The sequence below is a fragment of the Actinomyces slackii genome, from assembly GCF_900637295.1.
GTDB classification, from domain to species: Bacteria; Actinomycetota; Actinomycetes; order Actinomycetales; family Actinomycetaceae; genus Actinomyces; species Actinomyces slackii.
On sequence record NZ_LR134363.1, the window covers coordinates 619,091 to 635,464 of the forward strand.

Here is a 16,374-nt window from a genome sequence, read left to right on the forward strand (position 1 = left end):
CCGGGCGGGTCCAGCCCGCCGGACCCCTCTCAGCGCTCAGACGGCTCGGGCGGACAGGACCCCGTCGATGCCGCACAGCTCGTCGAGGACACCGGGCGGCAGCTCGCTCTCGACGTCGACCAGGGTCACGGCCAGCTCGCCGCGGGACTTGTTGAGCAGATTGGCGATATTGGTGCCGTGCTGGGCCACGATGGTGGAGACCTGCCCCACCATGTTGGGCACATTGCGGTTGACGATGACCAGGCGGTGCGTGCCCTCCTGGCGGGCCATGACGGCCTCGGGGAAGTTCACGGAGTTGTGCACCTGCCCGTCCTCCAGGAAGCCGCGCAGGGAGTCGGCGGCCATGATGGCGCAGTTGCGCTCGGCCTCCTTGGTGGAGGCGCCCAGGTGGGGCAGGGAGATGCACTTGGGGTGCTTGTGCACCAGCGTGGAGGGGAAGTCGCAGACATAGCCGCCCAGCGCCTCGGCGTCCAGGGCGGAGACGACGGCCTCGGTGTCCACGATCTCGGCGCGAGCGAAGTTCAGCAGCACGGCGGAGTCCTTCATCAGCGCGATCCGCTGGGTGGAGACCAGGCCCCGGGTGGCCTCCAGGAGGGGGACGTGGACGGTGAGGATGTCGGCGCGGGAGAAGACCTCCTCCATGGAGGAGGCGCGCTCCACCTCGGCGCTGAGATGCCAGGCGTGATCCACCGAGATCCCCGGGTCGAAGCCGACGACGTTGAGCCCCAGGCCCAGTGCGGCGTTGCAGACCTGCACGCCGATGGCGCCCAGGCCGATGACCCCCAGGGTGCGCCCGGGCAGCTCGAAGCCGACGAACTGCTTCTTGCCGGCCTCCACGGCCTGGGCGATCTCAGCGTCGTCGCCGGGCAGCTCGTGGGCGAAGCGGGCGGCGGGGATGAGGTTGCGCGAGGCGATGAACAGGCCCGCCAGGACCAGCTCCTTGACGGCGTTGGCATTGGCCCCGGGGGTGTTGAAGACCGGGATCCCGCGCTCGGTCAGTTCGGCGACCGGGATGTTGTTGGTGCCGGCCCCGGCGCGGGCCACGGCCAGGACGGAGTCCTCGATGGGGGTGTCGTGGAGCTTGGCGGAGCGCACCAGCAGGGCGTGGGGATCGTCCACGGATCCGCCGACCTCGTAGAGCTCATCGGGCAGGCGGGACAGGCCGGCCCCGGAGATCGCGTTGAGGGTGCGGATGCGGAACTTGCTCGTGCTGGTCATCAGGCCTTGGTCCTCTCGAATTCGGTCATGTAGTCCACAAGGGCGCGCACGCCCTCAATGGGCATGGCGTTGTAGATGGAGGCGCGCATTCCCCCCACTGAGCGGTGCCCCTTGAGGTTGGTCAGGCCTGCGGCCTGCGCACCGGCCAGGAACTCGGAGTCCAGGGAGGGGTCGGCCAGGGTGAAGGGGACGTTCATCCAGGACCGCGAGCGCTCCTGGACCGGGTTGGCGTAGAAGTCGGAGCCGTCGATGGCCTGGTAGAGCAGGGCGGCCTTGGCCTGGTTGCGCTGGCCCATGGCCTCCAGCCCCCCGGACTCCTCGATCCAGTGGGTGATGAGCCCCAGCAGGTAGACGGCGAAGGTGGGGGGCGTGTTGAGCATGGAGTCGGCCTTGGCCATGCGGGCGTAGTCCAGGACGCTGGGGGTGCTGGGGCGGGCCCGCCCCAGCAGGTCCTCGCGCACGATGACCACGGCCAGCCCGGAGGGCCCCATGTTCTTCTGAGCACCGGCGTAGATGAGGCCGAATCGGCTGACATCCAGGGGCCGGGAGAGGATGCTCGAGGAGAAGTCGGCCACGAGCGGGGCGTGCGACTGCGGGATCTCGGGGAACTCCACCCCGCCGATCGTCTCGTTGGGGGTGTAGTGGAGGTAGCGGGCCTCGGCCGGCACCTCATAGCTGCCGGGGGCGGGGGTGGTGGTGTAGGCGGAGTCGGCCTCGTCGGCGGCCACGACCACCTCGACCTCCTGGGCGCGGGCCTCGGCGATGGCCTTGGCGGACCACTGGCCGGTGTTGAGGTAGGCCACCGTCTCCCCGGAGGCGGTGAGGTTCATGGGGATGGCGGCGAACTGGGCGGAGGCCCCGCCCTGGAGGAACAGGACCCGGTAGCCCTCCGGGATGGCCAGGATGCGGCGCAGGGCGGCCTCGGCATCGGCGGCGCAGGCAACGAAGTCCTTGCCGCGGTGGGAGACCTCCATGACGGACATTCCCGAGCCGGCCCAATCGGTGAGCTCACTGGCGGCCCGTTCCAGGACGGGCAGGGGCATTTGGGCGGGACCTGCGGAGAAGTTGTAGACGCGCACGGGCACATCTTCGCGGCTGATGGCCGGTGCGGCAATCCGGTCCGCCTGCTGAGGCGCGTTGGGGGCGCGGGCCATGTGTGGGGCCCACCGTGTCCACCGTGAACAACTTTCAAGCCCTCCGCCAACCACCGCGATCACAAACGCGCAGGTCAGAGCATACTTACCATGGCATACTCATGGGCTGAGGCCGCTAAAACTGTTCACGGCGGACACATCGGCGCCACACCGAGGTCGTCGGGAACGGGTTCTTCACGTCACCCGCCAGGTCGCCTGCGGATCGCGGGAGCTCTCGCCCTGCCATGTCACCAGGCCGGCCTGCTGGAGGGAGCGAAGATGCCGCAGGACAGTCGGCCGGGCCATGTGGGCCAGTTCCTGGACCTGTCCCGTGCTCAGCGGGCGCTGAGCCACGCGCAGCGCCTCAAGGACCTTGAGAGCGTTGGGTCCCAGAGCAGTGGCAACATCGTCTGGCACCGCCCGGGTTGCCAGAAGCGTGAGCCGCACGGCGGCAGGGCCCTGGACGTAGACGGGCTCGGACAGCCCGGCGCGGCGCATCTCGGCATAGATGCGGCGGATTCCCTCGCCCAGTTCCTGGGTGACGCCCAGGTCCGCGCAGACACGGGCGATCCGCTGGTTGCGGGCGTTGCGACTGATCGATTGCGGGTCGGTCGGATCGGCTAGGCCGGGGAATCTGCCGGGGCTGGTGATCTCGATCCGATTGGGGAAGATCTCCACTCGCACGTGGTCTCCGCTGATGCTGTAGGAGCGGTGAACGACCGCATTGACCAGGCCTTCGAGCCAGGCATCGCGCGGGACGTAGGGGACGGGGCCGAAGCGACCGGAGTCCTGCAGCGCTCGTCGCCTGGGCACGAGGTCCGCGACAGTATCAGCCGCGCGCTCAATCTGCTCGGGGATCGGTCCTTCGCACCGGATGTCGTGGCCGTCCTCCAGAGACAGGCTCCGTCCCGTGCCGCGGTCGTTCTGGTTGTAGACCAGGACCCGCACATGGGCGCTGGGGTACAGGTCCTGCGGATGGGAGGCGAACAGGAGGTACCCGGCAACCGTCACCCCTCCGGCACGCGTGAGAAGGCTGCGGGCCTGGAGCGCCAACTCCGGCGAGGTGGAGCCAAGCCTTGTCTGGTAAGACTCGAGCCTAGGGGCATCCAGGTCGTGGACTGACACGCCTGAAGCAGCCGTGCCGTCGAAGCTCGCAACGCCGCGATCCCACTCGAGCTCCTGCCGCTGGGTGTAGGTCAGCCGGCGGGACTCGTCGCCGATCCGCATGTAGCAGTCCCCGCGGTGCGTCTCGTGAACGTACTCGCTTGGAGGGATGAGGAAGACGAGCACCCGGCCCTGACGAGTGATCAGCTCGCGAACACGGGCATGGACTCTGGGGGTGGTGAAGTCGATGGCGGCCTGGCGCAGCGCATTGGCAGCCTTGTCATCGACAGGGACGACGGTGCCACCGTGCAACCCCGCGACGACGACGCCACCTTCTGCGTTGGCCATGGCGACCAGTGGGATGGCGAAGTCGGAGGCCCTGATGGAGCCCGACTTGCGCTCGAACCACTGACTCTCAGGCAGAGCCAGGAGCTGTGCGATGGCATCGTCTGGCGGGAGGGTCAGGGCCTGATCCACCTCGGCAGGAAACATACTCTAACTCTAACATTGTTAGAGTATTTAAGAGTGCGCGCCAAGCACGTTGGTCATGAGCGAGCCAAAGTGTCCACCGTGAACAACTTTCAAGCCCTCCGCCAACCACCGCGATCACAAACGCGCAGGTCAGAACATACTTCCCATGACATACCCATGTGCGGAAGCCGCTAAAACTGTTCACGGCGGACACATCGGCGCCGTTGTCCGACCAGGCGCTCAGGAGGTGATGGCCTGGGCGAACTCCTCGAAGCAGTCGACGTAGGCGTCGATGGCCTCGTCGGTGTGGGTGACCGACAGGGTCCACTCCTCCTCGCGGCCCGGGGTCATGAAGATCCCCCGGTTCATGTTGAACAGCCAGGCCAGGTCGGACAGCTCCGCGCTCTGGTTGGCCTTGAAGGTCTCGTAGTCGATGACCTTGGTGGGCGAGAAGGTCACGCAGCCCTTGCCGCCCAGTCCAACGGCGTAGCCGGGCAGGCTGTAGTCCTCGATGACGCGCCGGCAGCCCGCCAGGATGCGGTCGTTGAGGTAGTCCAGGTGGGCGTGGGCCTCATCGGTGAGCACCTCCTCCAGGTTGGCGCGGATGGCCGCCACCACCAGGGGATTGCCGTTGTAGGTGCCCACCTGGTAGACCGAGCCGTCCTCGACCACGCTCATGACCTCCTCGGTGCCGCCGATGGCCCCCGAGGGCAGGCCGCCGCCCAGCGCCTTGGCCAGGGTGACCATGTCCGGCATGACCCCGAAGCGCCGGGTGGCCCCGCCCGGGCCGATGCACAACCCGGTCTTGACCTCATCGAAGATGAGGACGACGCCGTGGCGGCGGGTGATCTCCCGGACCTCCTCCAGGTAGCCGGGCTCGGGCAGGACCACCCCGAGGTTCATCATGGCCGGCTCCATGATGACGCAGGCGGGCTTGCGGCCCTCCTTGTCCAGGGCGATGATGCGCCGCTCCATGGCGCCGGCGTCGTTGAAGGGCACGGCCACGGTCATCTGGACGGTGGCGTCGGGGATGCCGGCGCCGTAGGGCAGGGAGGCGAGGTTCTCGTGGTCGCCGATCTTGTCGTACTCCACGCCGATGGAGACCATGACGGTGTCATGGTGGCCGTGATAGGAGCCGAAGATCTTCATGACGGTGTCGCGCCCGGTGTAGGCGCGGGCGATGCGGATGGCATCCATGGTGGATTCCGATCCGGAGTTGGTGTAGCGCCACCTGGGCAGGCCCCAGCGCGCCGAGAGGTTCTCCGCCACGACGACGGCGTCCTCGGTGGGGGCGGCGAAGTGCGTCCCCTGCTCGTAGCGCTCGCGCACGGCCCGTCCGATGGCGGGATGGGCGTGGCCCTGGAGCATGGAGCCGAATCCGTTGTGGAAGTCCCACATCTCATTGCCGTCCACGTCCCAGACCTTGGGGCCCTGGCCGCGCTCCAGGTAGATGGGCCAGGGGTCGCGCAGCTGGTAGGAGGAGGCCACCCCTGCTGACAGGCTCTTCCTGGCGCGCTGGTACATCTCCTGCGAGGCGCCGGTGGCCTCGTTGAGGCGCTTGGACTCGGCCTCGGCAAGGCGGGCCACAGTCTCCATGTTGATGGCGTTGATGGTCATCTGTCTGTCTCCTTCGCGGGCCGGCCTGGCGTCCACAAGCTCGTCTGCCCGGTGGGGCATCGCATCGCGTTCTGCGTTGATTCCTTCTCATTGCGGGGCTCCTCCGCCGGCCTGGCGCGGAGGGAGGCCCAGTGCGGGGCTCAGGGGGGCGTGGCGCCTGCGCCCTGCTCCCGTGCCGTATTCTCGTCGGCCACGGCGTCGGAGGTGGCGATCACCTCCCCCCGGAAGAAGGCGGGGTCGCGCAGGTACTGGATGATCATGATCACCACGCCGGAGCCGATGAGGACCAGGGTCAGGATGAAGACCAGGCCCACCCCCATGATCTGGGAGCCCGAGCCGTAGGCGGGGTTCATGGAGTCCCGCAGGGTCATGATGAGCAGGCTGAACAGGATGAGCGCACCGATCCCCGGGGCCACCAGTGTGAGGAGGAAGTCGCGCGCCGAGCGCAGCCAGTGCCCCCGGAAGTACCACACGGCCGCGCAGGCGGTCAGCCCGTAGTAGAAGGCGATCATGGCACCCAGGGTCTGGATGGTGTCCCACAGGACCCGCTCGGAGACCAGGCGCAGCAGCGTGTAGAACACCGAGGTGGCCACGGCGGAGATGATCGTGGCGTTCCCGGGGGTGTAGAAGCGCGGCGAGATCCGCCCGAAGACCTCCGGCAGCGCCCGGTAGTGGCCCATGGCCAGCAGGGTGCGGGCCGGGGAGACGAAGGTGGATTGCAGCGAGGCCGCCGAGGAGGACAGGACCGCCATGGACATGAGCACCGCGAAGGGCCCGAGCACGGGGCCGGACAGGGCGAAGAACACGTTCTGCTGGATCTCCGGGTTGCCCAGGCCCACGCCGGTGTCACCGAGCCCGGCGAAGGCCATGGAGCCGATGGTGACGAACATGTAGATGCTCACGATCGTCAGCACGGTCAGGACCGCCGCCCGCCCCGGGGTGGAGCCGGCGTCGTCGGCCTCCTCGTTGATGGTCAGGGACACGTCCCATCCCCAGTAGATGAACAGGGACAGGGAGACCCCGGCGATGAAGGTGGAGGTGGACTCCACGGCCAGGGGGTTGAACCAGGACGGGTCGATGGGGGTGGGGCTCCAGGCGGTGCCGTTGAAGAAGCGCACCAGGGCGACGGCGCCGAATCCCAGGAAGACCAGGAGCTGGAATCCGACGAGCCAGTACTGCAGGCGCTGGGTGGTCTGCATATCCCGATATGACACGAAGGTGGCGGCGGCGATGAATATCAGGCATGTGGGGATGTTGACCCACATGCTGCGGGTCAGATCCGCCACGGAGGGGTCGCCCAGGATCTGGGAGAGCAGGAGGTAGAAGAAGTCGACGGCGATTCCCGCCAGGTTGGACAGGACCACGACCGTGGCCACGACCAGCCCCCACCCGCTCATCCATCCCACCCAGGGGCCGAAGGCCTTGGTGCCCCAGGTGAAGGAGGTCCCCGAGTCCGGCATGGCGGCGTTGAGCTCGCGGTAGCCCAGGGCCACCAGGAGCATGGGGAGGAAGCCGACCAGGAAGATGGCGGGGACCTGGGCTCCCACCGCGGAGACCGTGGGCCCCAGCGCACCGGTGAGCGTGTAGGCCGGGGCGATGCAGGACACCCCGATGACGATGGCCCCGGTCAGCCCGACGCTGCCCGCCGCCAGTCCTTTGCGGCTCAGGCCCGCCGCCTGGCCCTGGCAGGGGTGGGCCGACGTCGACTCGGGGGTTCCGGCCGGCGGGTCGGTGCTCGGCGTGCTCATGGCTCATCCCCTCTCCCGTGGCCCTGCGGGCCGGCGCTCATGTGCCCGGCCGGCACGGCCACGAGGGGCACGGGCAGGCTGCGCATGATCTTGTTGGCGTTGGCGCCCAGCAGCAGGCGCCCGCGCTGGGCCAGGCGCGCCGAGCCGAGCAGGGCCAGCTCGTGCTTGCGCCATTTCATGGACACCACGGCGGCGCTCATGGAGGCCGAGCGCACGATCTTGACGTGACGGTCCTCCAGGCCGCTGACATCCATGCGGACCTCGTCGAGCCAGCCCTCGGTGCGCTCCAGGACGGCGGCGTCCTCCTGGTCCTCGTCGGTGACCACGGTGACCAGCCGCAGCGGCACTCCGGCCTGCTGGGCGAAGGTTCGGGCCGTGGCCAGCAGCCCCTTCCAGTCCCCTGACTCCCCGAGCATGACGGTGATGCGGGAGATCGCCCGGGCGGGGTTGTGGCGGGTGCCGCGCGGGGCCAGGGCCACGGGCACGGGGGCGGAGTTGAGCAGGGTCAGGCCCACCGATCCCAGCGAGACCCGGCCCATGACACCGTGACGGCCTCCCCCGGCCACGAGGAGTCCCGCCCCCAGTTCGACGGCGGACTCGATGAGCCCCTCGGGGTAGGAGTCGTGGTAGAGCAGGTGCTTGCTCACGGGCAGGGCGGGGGTCTGGCGGGCGATGGCCTCCTCCATCCAGGCCTCGGCCTGCTTGACGACGACGTCCTGGAAGGCATGGTCGCTGACCTCCAGCATGGTGTGCTTGGGGCCCCCTCTCACCACCGTGACCAGGTCCATGGGCCAGCCCAGGGAGTCGGACAGGGTGGCGGCCAGGCTGTAGGCGTCCTGGCCCCCCAGGGAGTTGGTGAATGCCGACAGGATTCTCATCGCGGTCTTTCTGCTGAAATTGTGGTTGGCCCGGCCATGGGCCGGGTCACAGGGCACTCATGACGTGCTTGATCCTCGTGTAGTCCTCGACGCCGTAGACCGAGAGGTCCTTGCCGTAGCCGGAGCGCTTGTACCCGCCGTGGGGCATCTCGGCGACCAGGAGGATGTGGGTGTTGACCCACACGCAGCCGAAGTCCAGGTCGCGGCTGAAGCGCAGCACCCGTCGGTGATCGGCGGTCCAGATGGAGGAGGCCAGGGCGTAGTCCACGCCGTTGGCCATCGCCAGGGCCTCGTCGTCGGAGGTGAACTCCTGGACGGTCAGGACCGGGCCGAACACCTCGGTCTGGATGAGGTCGTCGTCCTGTCGCAGGCCGGAGATGACGGTGGGGGCGTAGTAGTAGCCGGTCTCGCCCACGCGGTGCCCGCCGGTCAGGAGCTGGGCGTGAGCGGGCCGGGCGTCGACGATGTCGCTGACGGCCTTGAAGTGCCGCTCATTGTTGAGCGGGCCGTAGAAGGCCTCCTCCTCGGGGATCGGCCCGGTGCGCAGGGCCTGGGCGTGGCGCACGAGGGCCTGGGTGAACTCCTCGGCGATGGAGGCCTCGACCAGGACGCGGGTGGCGGCGGTGCAGTCCTGGCCGGCGTTGAACAGGCCTCCGGCGGCGATGCCCTCGGCGGCGGACTCGATATCGGCGTCGGCGAAGACGATGACGGGAGCCTTGCCGCCGAGCTCGAGGTGGACGCGCACCACGTTGCGGGCCGCCTGCTCGGCCAGGTCGGAGCCGGCGCGCACCGAGCCGGTCAGGGCCACGAGCGCCGGGGTGGGGTGGGAGCTGAGCAGTCGGCCGGTGGCGCCTGATCCCAGGATGAGGTTGAAGACTCCCGGGGGCAGGATCTCGTTGGCGATCCGGGCGAAGACGGTGGCGCTCAGCGGGGTGGAGGCGCTGGGCTTGAGGACCACGGTGTTACCGGCGGCAAGGGCCGGCCCCACCTTCCAGATGAGCATGAGCAGGGGGTAGTTCCACGGCACGATCTGGCCGACGACGCCGATCGGCTCGCGCCGGATCTGGGAGTTGGCGCCCTGGGCGTACTCCCCGGAGGCCAGTCCGGAGTGGATGCGGGCGGCCCCGGCGAAGAAGCGGAGCTGGGAGGCGCCCACGAGCACCTCCTCGGCGCGGATGGCCTCGGCGAGCTGACCGGTGTCGCGCTGCTGGGCGGCCACCAGCTCATCGGCGTGGGCCTCGACGGCGTCGGCCAGGGCGAGCAGGAGCGCCTGGCGCTCCTCGGGGGTGGTCAGGCGCCAGGAGGCGAAGGCCTCCTGGGCGGCCTGGTAGGCGGCGTCCACGTCCTCCTGTCCCGATAGCGGGCACAGTGCCACGGGCTGCTCGCTGCGAGGATCGATGACCTCGACCGTCTCTGCGGTGGTGGCGGGCACGGCCTGACCGTTGATGACATTGCTCAGGGTGATGAGGTCGGAGGAGGCGGTGGATTGTTCGTTCCATGACATAGGGGGCACGCTCCAGATGTGACGACTGATGAGGCTGCGAGGTGAGTGTCTCGTGGTACCGTGACTCTCACGACACCGATATCGATGGCAACGCCGCTGTTGCCTGGAGGAACCAGGACCGCCTGCACGACATCCCCTGGTACCTAAGTCCCATGTGACGCACTACATCGTACCGACGCCGCCGTGGAACTGTCGAGGGCGATTTCGACCCACTCCCGCAGGGACGCAGTCCATCGCTCCTCCGCGCACCCGATCAGGCCGGCGCCCGACCCACACATGATCGCGAGGAAGCATGTCAACGATCCCGCAAGACAATCACCTGGCCACCGCACTGCCCGGCCCTCGGGCCCAGGCACTGGAGGCCCGGGCGGCCGCGGCCCTGCCACGGGCCATGACCGCGGCCATGGCGACCTTCGCCGAGCGCACCGACCGGGGGATCCTGGAGGATGTCGATGGCAACCGCCTCATCGACTTCGGCTCGGGGATCGCCGTGACCACTGTGGGAGGGGCCGCCCCCCAGGTGGCGGCGGCGGTGTGCGAGCAGGTGGGCCGCCTGACCCACACATCCTTCGCCATCACCCGCTACGCCGGCTACGTCGAGCTCGCCGAGCGCCTCAACGCCCTGGCGCCGGGGGATGCCCCTAAGAAGACCGCCCTGTTCAACTCCGGCGCCGAGGCGGTGGAGAACGCCGTCAAGATCGCCCGGCGCGCCAGCGGGCGCCAGGCCATTGTCTGCTTCGACCACGCCTTCCACGGGCGCACCGCCCTGACCATGGGCCTGACCGCCAAGGCGGTGCCCTACAAGGACGGCTTCGGCCCCTTCGCCCCCGAGCTCTACCGGGTGCCCACCTCCTACCCCTTCCTCGACGGGCTCGATGGTCCGGCCGCCGCCAGCCGGGCCATCGCCGCCATTGAGAGCCAGGTGGGCGCCAGCCGCACCGCCGCCGTCATCATCGAGCCGATCCAGGGCGAGGGCGGCTTCATCGTCCCGGCGCCCGGCTTCCTGGCGACCCTGCAGCGCTGGTGCGCCGACAACGACGTCATCTTCATCGCCGATGAGATCCAGACCGGGATCGCGCGCACGGGCGCGTGGTTCGCCTGTGAGCACGAGGGCGTGGTCCCGGACATGGTCACCACCGCCAAGGGCCTGGCCGGGGGCATGCCGCTGTCAGCGGTCACGGCCCGGGCCGAGATCATGGACAGTGTGCCCCCCGGCGGCCTGGGCGGCACCTACTGCGGCAATCCGGTGGCCTGCGCCGCCGCCCTGGCCGTGCTCGACATGATCGAGTCCCAGGGGCTGCTCGCCCGGGCCCGGGACCTGGGAGAGCGCGGCATGGAGCGCCTGCGCGGATGGCAGGAGACCATGGCACAGGTGGGGGATGTGCGCGGGCGGGGCGCCATGATGGCCCTGGAGCTCACCGATCCGCGCACCGGCGCGCCCGATGCCGCCCTGACGGGTCAGGTCGCCCAGCGGGCCCGCGCCGCCGGCCTCATCCTGCTGACCTGCGGGACCCGCGGCAATGTCATTCGCCTCCTGCCACCGGTGACCATGGATGACTCCCTGTTCGACCGCGGCATGGACATCCTGGCCGACTGCCTGGAGTCGGCGATCCAGGACCGCGCGGAGGCATGAGGCCGGGATCGTGATCATTATGTGACCTGAGCGGTTCGCGCGACTACGCTGACCGTCTGTCAGCGCACCCCACAGAAGCGGACCCCATGGAACCACGGGACAAGGGCATTCCCGCCGATGATCCTCACGACCCGACCGCATCCCAGAGCCCAGGCCCCGCCTCACCCGAGGCGAGCGGGGCCGCGCAGGACGGTGGCGGCGCCGTCGGGAGGCGGTGGCGGCCCACGAGAGCCCAGGCGATCGTCGTCGCCGTGACGGCCGTCCTCTGCCTGGCGGTGGGGCTACGGGCCTGCCTGTCGCGCGAGCCGTGGATCGAGGTGGCCCCCGGGCCGACCCCTCAGTCCAATCCGCTCAAGGGCATGATGCCCTTCGCACCCGAGCCTGGCTCCGCCCCCCAGCTGGCGGATACCGCCCTGCCCCACACGATGGAGTGGGTCTACATCCCCTTGGACAGGATCGTCACCGGTGAGGGGGCCTACAACTGGTCCTACCTGGAGTCCCGCCTCGACGCCATCGCCGCGCGGGGGCACCAGACGGTGCTGCGCTTCTACGTGGACTACCCGGGCCGCGAGTCGGCGATCCCCGACTACCTGGTGGAACGCGGCCTGGTGGCCACGCGCTCCTACACGGTCAACGGCAACACGGCGGGGGCCTCGCTGGCCCCGGATTACAACGACCCGGACATGATGCGGATGCTCACCGGCTTCATCAGGGCCTTCGGCGCCAAGTACGACGGCGATCCTCGGCTGGGCTTCGTCACGCAGGGGCTGGTGGGCTTCTGGGGCGAGGGGCACACCTGGCCCATGAACGGGGATGTCTCCACGGCCAACCCCAAGGGGGAGGACTGGATGGCCTCCACGGACAACCAGGCGGCGCTGGTGGCGGCCTGGGATGAGGCCTTCGACGTCACCCCGACCCTGACCCGGTACCCCGCCTCCGCCTGGGCGGGCCGGGATGTGGGCTATCACGATGACTCCTTCGGGTACGCCACCCTGGACAATGCCGACTGGCACTTCATGTCCCTCATGGACCGCGCCGGCGCCACCGGGGCCTGGGAGCGCCAGCCGATCGGCGGGGAGGTCTACCCCGGGATCCAGGACTGCGTCATGGTGGATCCGGCCCGCTGCGCCAACGCCTCTCAGCAGATCGCCGATGGCAGGAACTATGACGTGCCGGCCTCGATCGCGGCCACGCACGCCACCTGGCTGATCAATGATCACGCCTTCACCGACGAGCTGAGCGCTCAGGAGCGGGAGGCCACACTGAGGGCCAGCACGGACACCGGCTACAACCTGGCTGTTCAGCGGTGGCGGGCCACCGGTGACGAGGTGGAGGTGGAGCTGACCAACAGCGGGGTGGCCCCCTTCTACTACGACTGGACCGTTGAGGCGGTGGTGCTGGATGCGCAGGGCCGGCAGACCGCCAGCACCACGCTGACGGGTGATCTACGCCAGGTGCTGCCCGGGACCACGGTGGTCTTCTCCGGGGAACTCGCGTTGGGGGCGGGCAGCTCCACGCTGCTGCTGCGGGCGGTCAACCCCATGTCCGGCGGGGCGCCGCTGCGCTTCGCCAGCGCCGGCCAGGATGCCGACCGCGAGGGCTGGCTGACCCTGGGGGCGGTCACGCGCGAGAGCTGAGGCCTCTGGCGCCTCCCGGGCCCACGAGCCTGGGAGGCGTTGCCTCCTACAGCGGGTAGGGGGAGGCGGGCTCCTCAATGGCCCGGGTCAGGTCGATCTCGCGCTCGCCCAGGCGGAAGCGGTAGCGCCCCAGGATCTCGACCGGCTCGTCACGGGCCATCCACTGGCGGATGGACTCCTTCTCCTGGTCGGTCAGCCAGGCGGCCTGGTCGGACAGGCAGCGGTAGCGGCAGGCGGCGGCCAGGTCCTGCAGCCACTGCATCTGGGTGTCATCCAGGAGGTTGCGGTGGTGGCGGAAGAAGACGACGTCGGGGTCCACGCCGATGACCTGCCCCAGCCAGAGGCGGTTGATACCGGCGTGCAGGGCGTTGTAGGCCTTGGCGTCGGACAGGTCGTCGCTGGCGTAGTTCTCCCACATGGGGGCGACGTCGGGGCCCACGCGCACGGCGTCGAGGATGCCGATGGAGGGCATGATGAGGGCGCCCGAGCCCAGGAGGAAGGCGTCCTCTCCGGCGGCCTCACGCACCAGGTGCAGGGCCTGGCGGTAGACCTGCTCGCGGTCGGCCTGCTGGTGGCGCAGGCCGGGGATGGCGGCGGCGTTGATGAAGTCGAGCTTGAGGTAGGTGAAGCCCCACTCGTGGACGGCTCGGGCGATGGTCTGGCGCACATGCTCCTGGGCCCGGGGGTGGGTCATGTCCAGGGCGTGGTAGTCGGTGCCCCAGTTGGAGCCGGCCAGGGCCGGGGCGCCGTCCAGGGCGCGGACGAGCATCTCGGGGTGCTCGCGGGCGGCCTGGGAGTCGGGCAGGGTGATGAAGGGGGCGATCCACAGCCCGGGCCGCATGCCGGCCTCGGTGATGGATGCGGCGGTGGCGGCCATGCCCTGGGGGAAGCGCTCGCCGGGGAGCCAGTCGCCGACGGCCCGCTGCCAACCGTCGTCGATCTGGAGGGTGTCCACGCCCAGGCGGGCGGCCTCGGGGATCTCGGCCTCCAGGGCCTCCTGGGAGATGGTCTCGTAGTAGGAGTACCAGGAGCACCAGACTCGCTGGGGGCGGATGGGGCGCTGTCCCAGGGCGCGGGCCAGGGCCTGGGCGTAGTCGGCCTGGACCTGGGTGGCGGGGCCCGCCAGGATGAGCCACTGCGCGGGCTGTCCGTTCTCGGTGAAAGCCTCGATGGCGGCCTGGTCGATGCGCAGGCGGGGGGTGGGGCCGCTCAGGCATCCCACGAGGATGGCGGCGCCCTCCTGCTCGACGACGGTCATCCAGGCGGAGTGGTGGCGCACCTCGTCATCCCAGGAGTCATCGTCGGCGGTGCGACGGCGCAGGGGGCTGTCGATGCGCATGGGGGACTCGGCCAGGTGTCTCCAGCCCGAGGGGGACCAGGAGTTCTGGCCGGTGCGGTAGACCTCGCCGTGGCGCATGTCGTGCAGGAGGCTGAGGTGGTCGGCCTGGATGCTCAGGGCGCCCGGGCCCTGGCGGGTGACGGTGCCACTGGTGGCCAGGGCGATGCCCTGGCCGGCGAGTTCGAGGTGGTGGATCATCTGGGGTGGTCGGTTGTCGGTGGTTCAGTCGTCGGTGGTGTTGAGGGTTTGGACCTCGGCGACGGGGATGGAGGTCTCGGTGCGGGTGGAGACTACTCCCAGTCCGCCGCTGGTGCCGTCCGAGGCGGTGAAGGTGGTGTGGTAGTTCACCGAGACGGTCAGGGGCGTGGTCCCGCCCAGGTGGGCGCTGGAGCGGGTGAAGACCAGGGTGCAGTTGCTGGTCGCGTTGCTCGGCAGGTCGGAGGTCCAGGGCCGGCCGAATCCGGTGCACGTGGCCTGGCTGTCCGGGGCCTCCAGCTTCAGGCCGGTGGAGGCGGCCGTGACCTGGGCGGAGGAGGTGCCGGCCGTGGCGGTGGCCCGAACCTCGCTGGGAGTCTCGCCGGTGGCCCATACCCAGGTCTCATAGCCCACGACGGTGGCCTCGGAGCCATCGAGGCGGGGGTTGCGGTCGATGGTGGGCGGGGGGATGGTGATGGCCTTCATGGCGGCCCGCGCCAGGGTCTTGCCGTCCACGGGCGGGATGGGAGGCGGTGAGCCGGCAGGGACCCACTTCGCGTAGACGCGGCCTGGCGCGAAGGCCTTGACGGCCGCCCTGAATTGCTCATCATCCTCGGCGCGGGTTCGGTCGCAGAACGACTTGTACCATTGCCCGGCCTGACCCACGTAGGACTCCGCATCCGGGTAGAGCCTGTTGCGCCTTTCATCCCGCGTTTTCTCAGACCATTTGAACCGATCCTTGAGGTCATCATAGAGTTCGATGACCTGCTCATTGGTATACGAGGGCTTGTAGTAGCAGATCGGTTTGACTGTGGTCTCCACGCTGCTTGAGGTGGTGGTCGCTCCGCCGCCACCACCTGATGAGCCACCGGAGGCCGACGTCGACTCCACGGAGACGGTGATCGTCACTGAGCCATCAGCGGACTCCTCGGAGGATCCACCGGAGTTCGTCTCAAAAGCGTGAGCCGGCACTCCAACAGTCAGACACAAGGAGAGAATAAATGCCGTGGAAGCCACCGTGGGCAAAGAAAATATGTTCCGAAAGCGCATTAGCATGTCTCCACTGGTCCTGCGTCAACACTGAGAACGAGCAACTTTCCCTCGATCTTATTCATCGTAATATGAGCCAACTCATATGCGCGCTTCTCTGTGTTTTGGTCCTCCTGACCCGTCTCAGCGACTCGCTTCGTACGAGTGTGATCGTTGCAGGTCTGCACCGTTGCAGCATCACCATCCTGCGCGACTTCAATCGAGAGAATCTCCACCGCATACGAGCCCTCATAATGAGTCCCGGATGACTGCAACTCGTTGTAAAGTGAACGGTAGTTGTCCAGAACGGTGCCGCTCATCAACGGTTCAATGCTCTCGATTCCGCTAACCTCCCTCGCCCCTTTCCAGGTGCGTGCGTCATAGGTGACGTAAGCCTTGAGAACCTCGACCTGTTCTGCACTGAGCTCCTCCGGAATACCGGTGACGGTGTACTCAATGTCGGGCTGGGAGAGCTCTTCGGCGGTGATGGTGGCCGCAGCGGCCGTGGAGTCGCCTGAGGCCGCGGAGGAGGCACCGGTTGAGGCGGGTACTCCTGAGGGGCCTGCGGTGGCTGATGGGTTGGCGGAGGGGTTGTAGCTGGGCAGTGATGCCTCAGAACCGGCGTTCTGCCCGGATGAGCAGGCCACCAGGCTGGCGGCCAGCGCGGCTGCCGCTGCGACGGCCAGTCCTCGCGGCGATGACGCGGATGATGCGCTCATGACGGTCCTCCCAAGGATCGGAGACACGAACCTCGCCGTAATATACTCGTGACCTCCCGCCTGTCCACCCCCTTCGCCGCATCGGTGTGTGACGGCACTCCAGTGTCCGCCCCGCATATGACGAACGCCACGGTGGAGATGGTTCCATG

Annotated in this window: 12 protein-coding genes; 2 read left to right on the forward strand and 10 right to left on the reverse strand. The window is 68.8% G+C overall.

Features of this window, described 5'->3' with window-relative positions:
* Window positions 1-36: 36 nt before the first annotated feature.
* From EL266_RS02550 to EL266_RS02580, 7 genes are all read right to left on the reverse strand, one after another.
* A complete protein-coding gene (locus EL266_RS02550; RefSeq protein ID WP_026426235.1) occupies window positions 37-1,218 on the reverse strand; it encodes a phosphoglycerate dehydrogenase in 1,182 nt (393 codons plus the stop codon).
* Window positions 1,218-2,297: a 3-phosphoserine/phosphohydroxythreonine transaminase gene (gene serC, locus EL266_RS02555; protein ID WP_026426236.1), complete on the reverse strand. Its 1,080-nt coding sequence runs from the start codon at window positions 2,295-2,297 to the stop codon at window positions 1,218-1,220. The genes EL266_RS02550 and serC overlap by 1 nt, the downstream gene beginning before the upstream one ends.
* Window positions 2,298-2,546: 249 nt before the next feature.
* A complete protein-coding gene (locus EL266_RS02560) occupies window positions 2,547-3,947 on the reverse strand; it encodes an ATP-binding protein (RefSeq protein WP_026426237.1) in 1,401 nt (466 codons plus the stop codon).
* A gap of 219 nt (window positions 3,948-4,166) precedes the next feature.
* Complete coding sequence (locus EL266_RS02565) at window positions 4,167-5,543, reverse strand: aspartate aminotransferase family protein (RefSeq protein ID WP_026426238.1); 1,377 nt, start codon at window positions 5,541-5,543, stop codon at window positions 4,167-4,169.
* 140 nt (window positions 5,544-5,683) lie between these two features.
* Window positions 5,684-7,291: an APC family permease gene (locus EL266_RS02570; RefSeq protein WP_084500441.1), complete on the reverse strand. Its 1,608-nt coding sequence runs from the start codon at window positions 7,289-7,291 to the stop codon at window positions 5,684-5,686.
* Window positions 7,288-8,169 carry a universal stress protein gene (locus EL266_RS02575; protein WP_051280935.1) on the reverse strand — a complete coding sequence of 294 codons (882 nt, stop codon included), beginning with the start codon at window positions 8,167-8,169 and terminating at the stop codon, window positions 7,288-7,290. Before EL266_RS02575 ends, EL266_RS02570 begins: the two co-directional genes overlap by 4 nt.
* A gap of 46 nt (window positions 8,170-8,215) precedes the next feature.
* Window positions 8,216-9,673 (reverse strand): aminobutyraldehyde dehydrogenase, encoded by a 1,458-nt coding sequence (locus EL266_RS02580; protein WP_051280936.1) that lies wholly within the window; start codon window positions 9,671-9,673, stop codon window positions 8,216-8,218.
* 292 nt (window positions 9,674-9,965) lie between these two features.
* Between EL266_RS02580 and gabT the strand changes: the two genes are divergently transcribed.
* Together gabT and EL266_RS02590 are read left to right on the forward strand one after the other, a co-directional pair.
* On the forward strand, window positions 9,966-11,306 hold the full coding sequence (gene gabT / locus EL266_RS02585; protein WP_026426241.1) for a 4-aminobutyrate--2-oxoglutarate transaminase: 1,341 nt from the start codon (window positions 9,966-9,968) through the stop codon (window positions 11,304-11,306).
* Window positions 11,307-11,392: 86 nt separating this feature from the next.
* Window positions 11,393-12,943, forward strand: coding sequence for a DUF4832 domain-containing protein (locus tag EL266_RS02590; protein WP_051280937.1), 1,551 nt, complete (start codon window positions 11,393-11,395; stop codon window positions 12,941-12,943).
* Between the two features lie 46 nt (window positions 12,944-12,989).
* Here EL266_RS02590 and EL266_RS02595 read toward each other — a convergent pair whose 3' ends face one another.
* From EL266_RS02595 to EL266_RS02605, 3 genes are all read right to left on the reverse strand, one after another.
* Window positions 12,990-14,480 carry a glycoside hydrolase family 36 protein gene (locus EL266_RS02595; protein WP_026426243.1) on the reverse strand — a complete coding sequence of 497 codons (1,491 nt, stop codon included), beginning with the start codon at window positions 14,478-14,480 and terminating at the stop codon, window positions 12,990-12,992.
* A 24-nt stretch (window positions 14,481-14,504) separates the two neighbouring features.
* On the reverse strand, window positions 14,505-15,386 hold the full coding sequence (locus tag EL266_RS13475) for a hypothetical protein (RefSeq protein ID WP_051280938.1): 882 nt from the start codon (window positions 15,384-15,386) through the stop codon (window positions 14,505-14,507).
* Window positions 15,387-15,526: 140 nt separating this feature from the next.
* A complete protein-coding gene (locus tag EL266_RS02605) occupies window positions 15,527-16,225 on the reverse strand; it encodes a hypothetical protein (protein ID WP_126412100.1) in 699 nt (232 codons plus the stop codon).
* Window positions 16,226-16,374 lie beyond the last annotated feature (149 nt).

What these genes read in the sequence shown, in the direction of transcription:
- EL266_RS02590 (WP_051280937.1), top strand. Translation starts at nt 11,393, where the DNA reads ATGGAACCACGGGACAAGGGCATTCCCGCCGATGATCCTCACGACCCG.
- EL266_RS02550 (WP_026426235.1), bottom strand. Translation starts at nt 1,218, where the DNA reads ATGACCAGCACGAGCAAGTTCCGCATCCGCACCCTCAACGCGATCTCC.
- EL266_RS02580 (WP_051280936.1), bottom strand. Translation starts at nt 9,673, where the DNA reads ATGTCATGGAACGAACAATCCACCGCCTCCTCCGACCTCATCACCCTG.
- EL266_RS02565 (WP_026426238.1), bottom strand. Translation starts at nt 5,543, where the DNA reads ATGACCATCAACGCCATCAACATGGAGACTGTGGCCCGCCTTGCCGAG.
- EL266_RS02605 (WP_126412100.1), bottom strand. Translation starts at nt 16,225, where the DNA reads ATGAGCGCATCATCCGCGTCATCGCCGCGAGGACTGGCCGTCGCAGCG.
- EL266_RS02575 (WP_051280935.1), bottom strand. Translation starts at nt 8,169, where the DNA reads ATGAGAATCCTGTCGGCATTCACCAACTCCCTGGGGGGCCAGGACGCC.
- EL266_RS02595 (WP_026426243.1), bottom strand. Translation starts at nt 14,480, where the DNA reads ATGATCCACCACCTCGAACTCGCCGGCCAGGGCATCGCCCTGGCCACC.
- gabT (WP_026426241.1), top strand. Translation starts at nt 9,966, where the DNA reads ATGTCAACGATCCCGCAAGACAATCACCTGGCCACCGCACTGCCCGGC.
- EL266_RS02560 (WP_026426237.1), bottom strand. Translation starts at nt 3,947, where the DNA reads ATGTTTCCTGCCGAGGTGGATCAGGCCCTGACCCTCCCGCCAGACGAT.
- EL266_RS02570 (WP_084500441.1), bottom strand. Translation starts at nt 7,291, where the DNA reads ATGAGCACGCCGAGCACCGACCCGCCGGCCGGAACCCCCGAGTCGACG.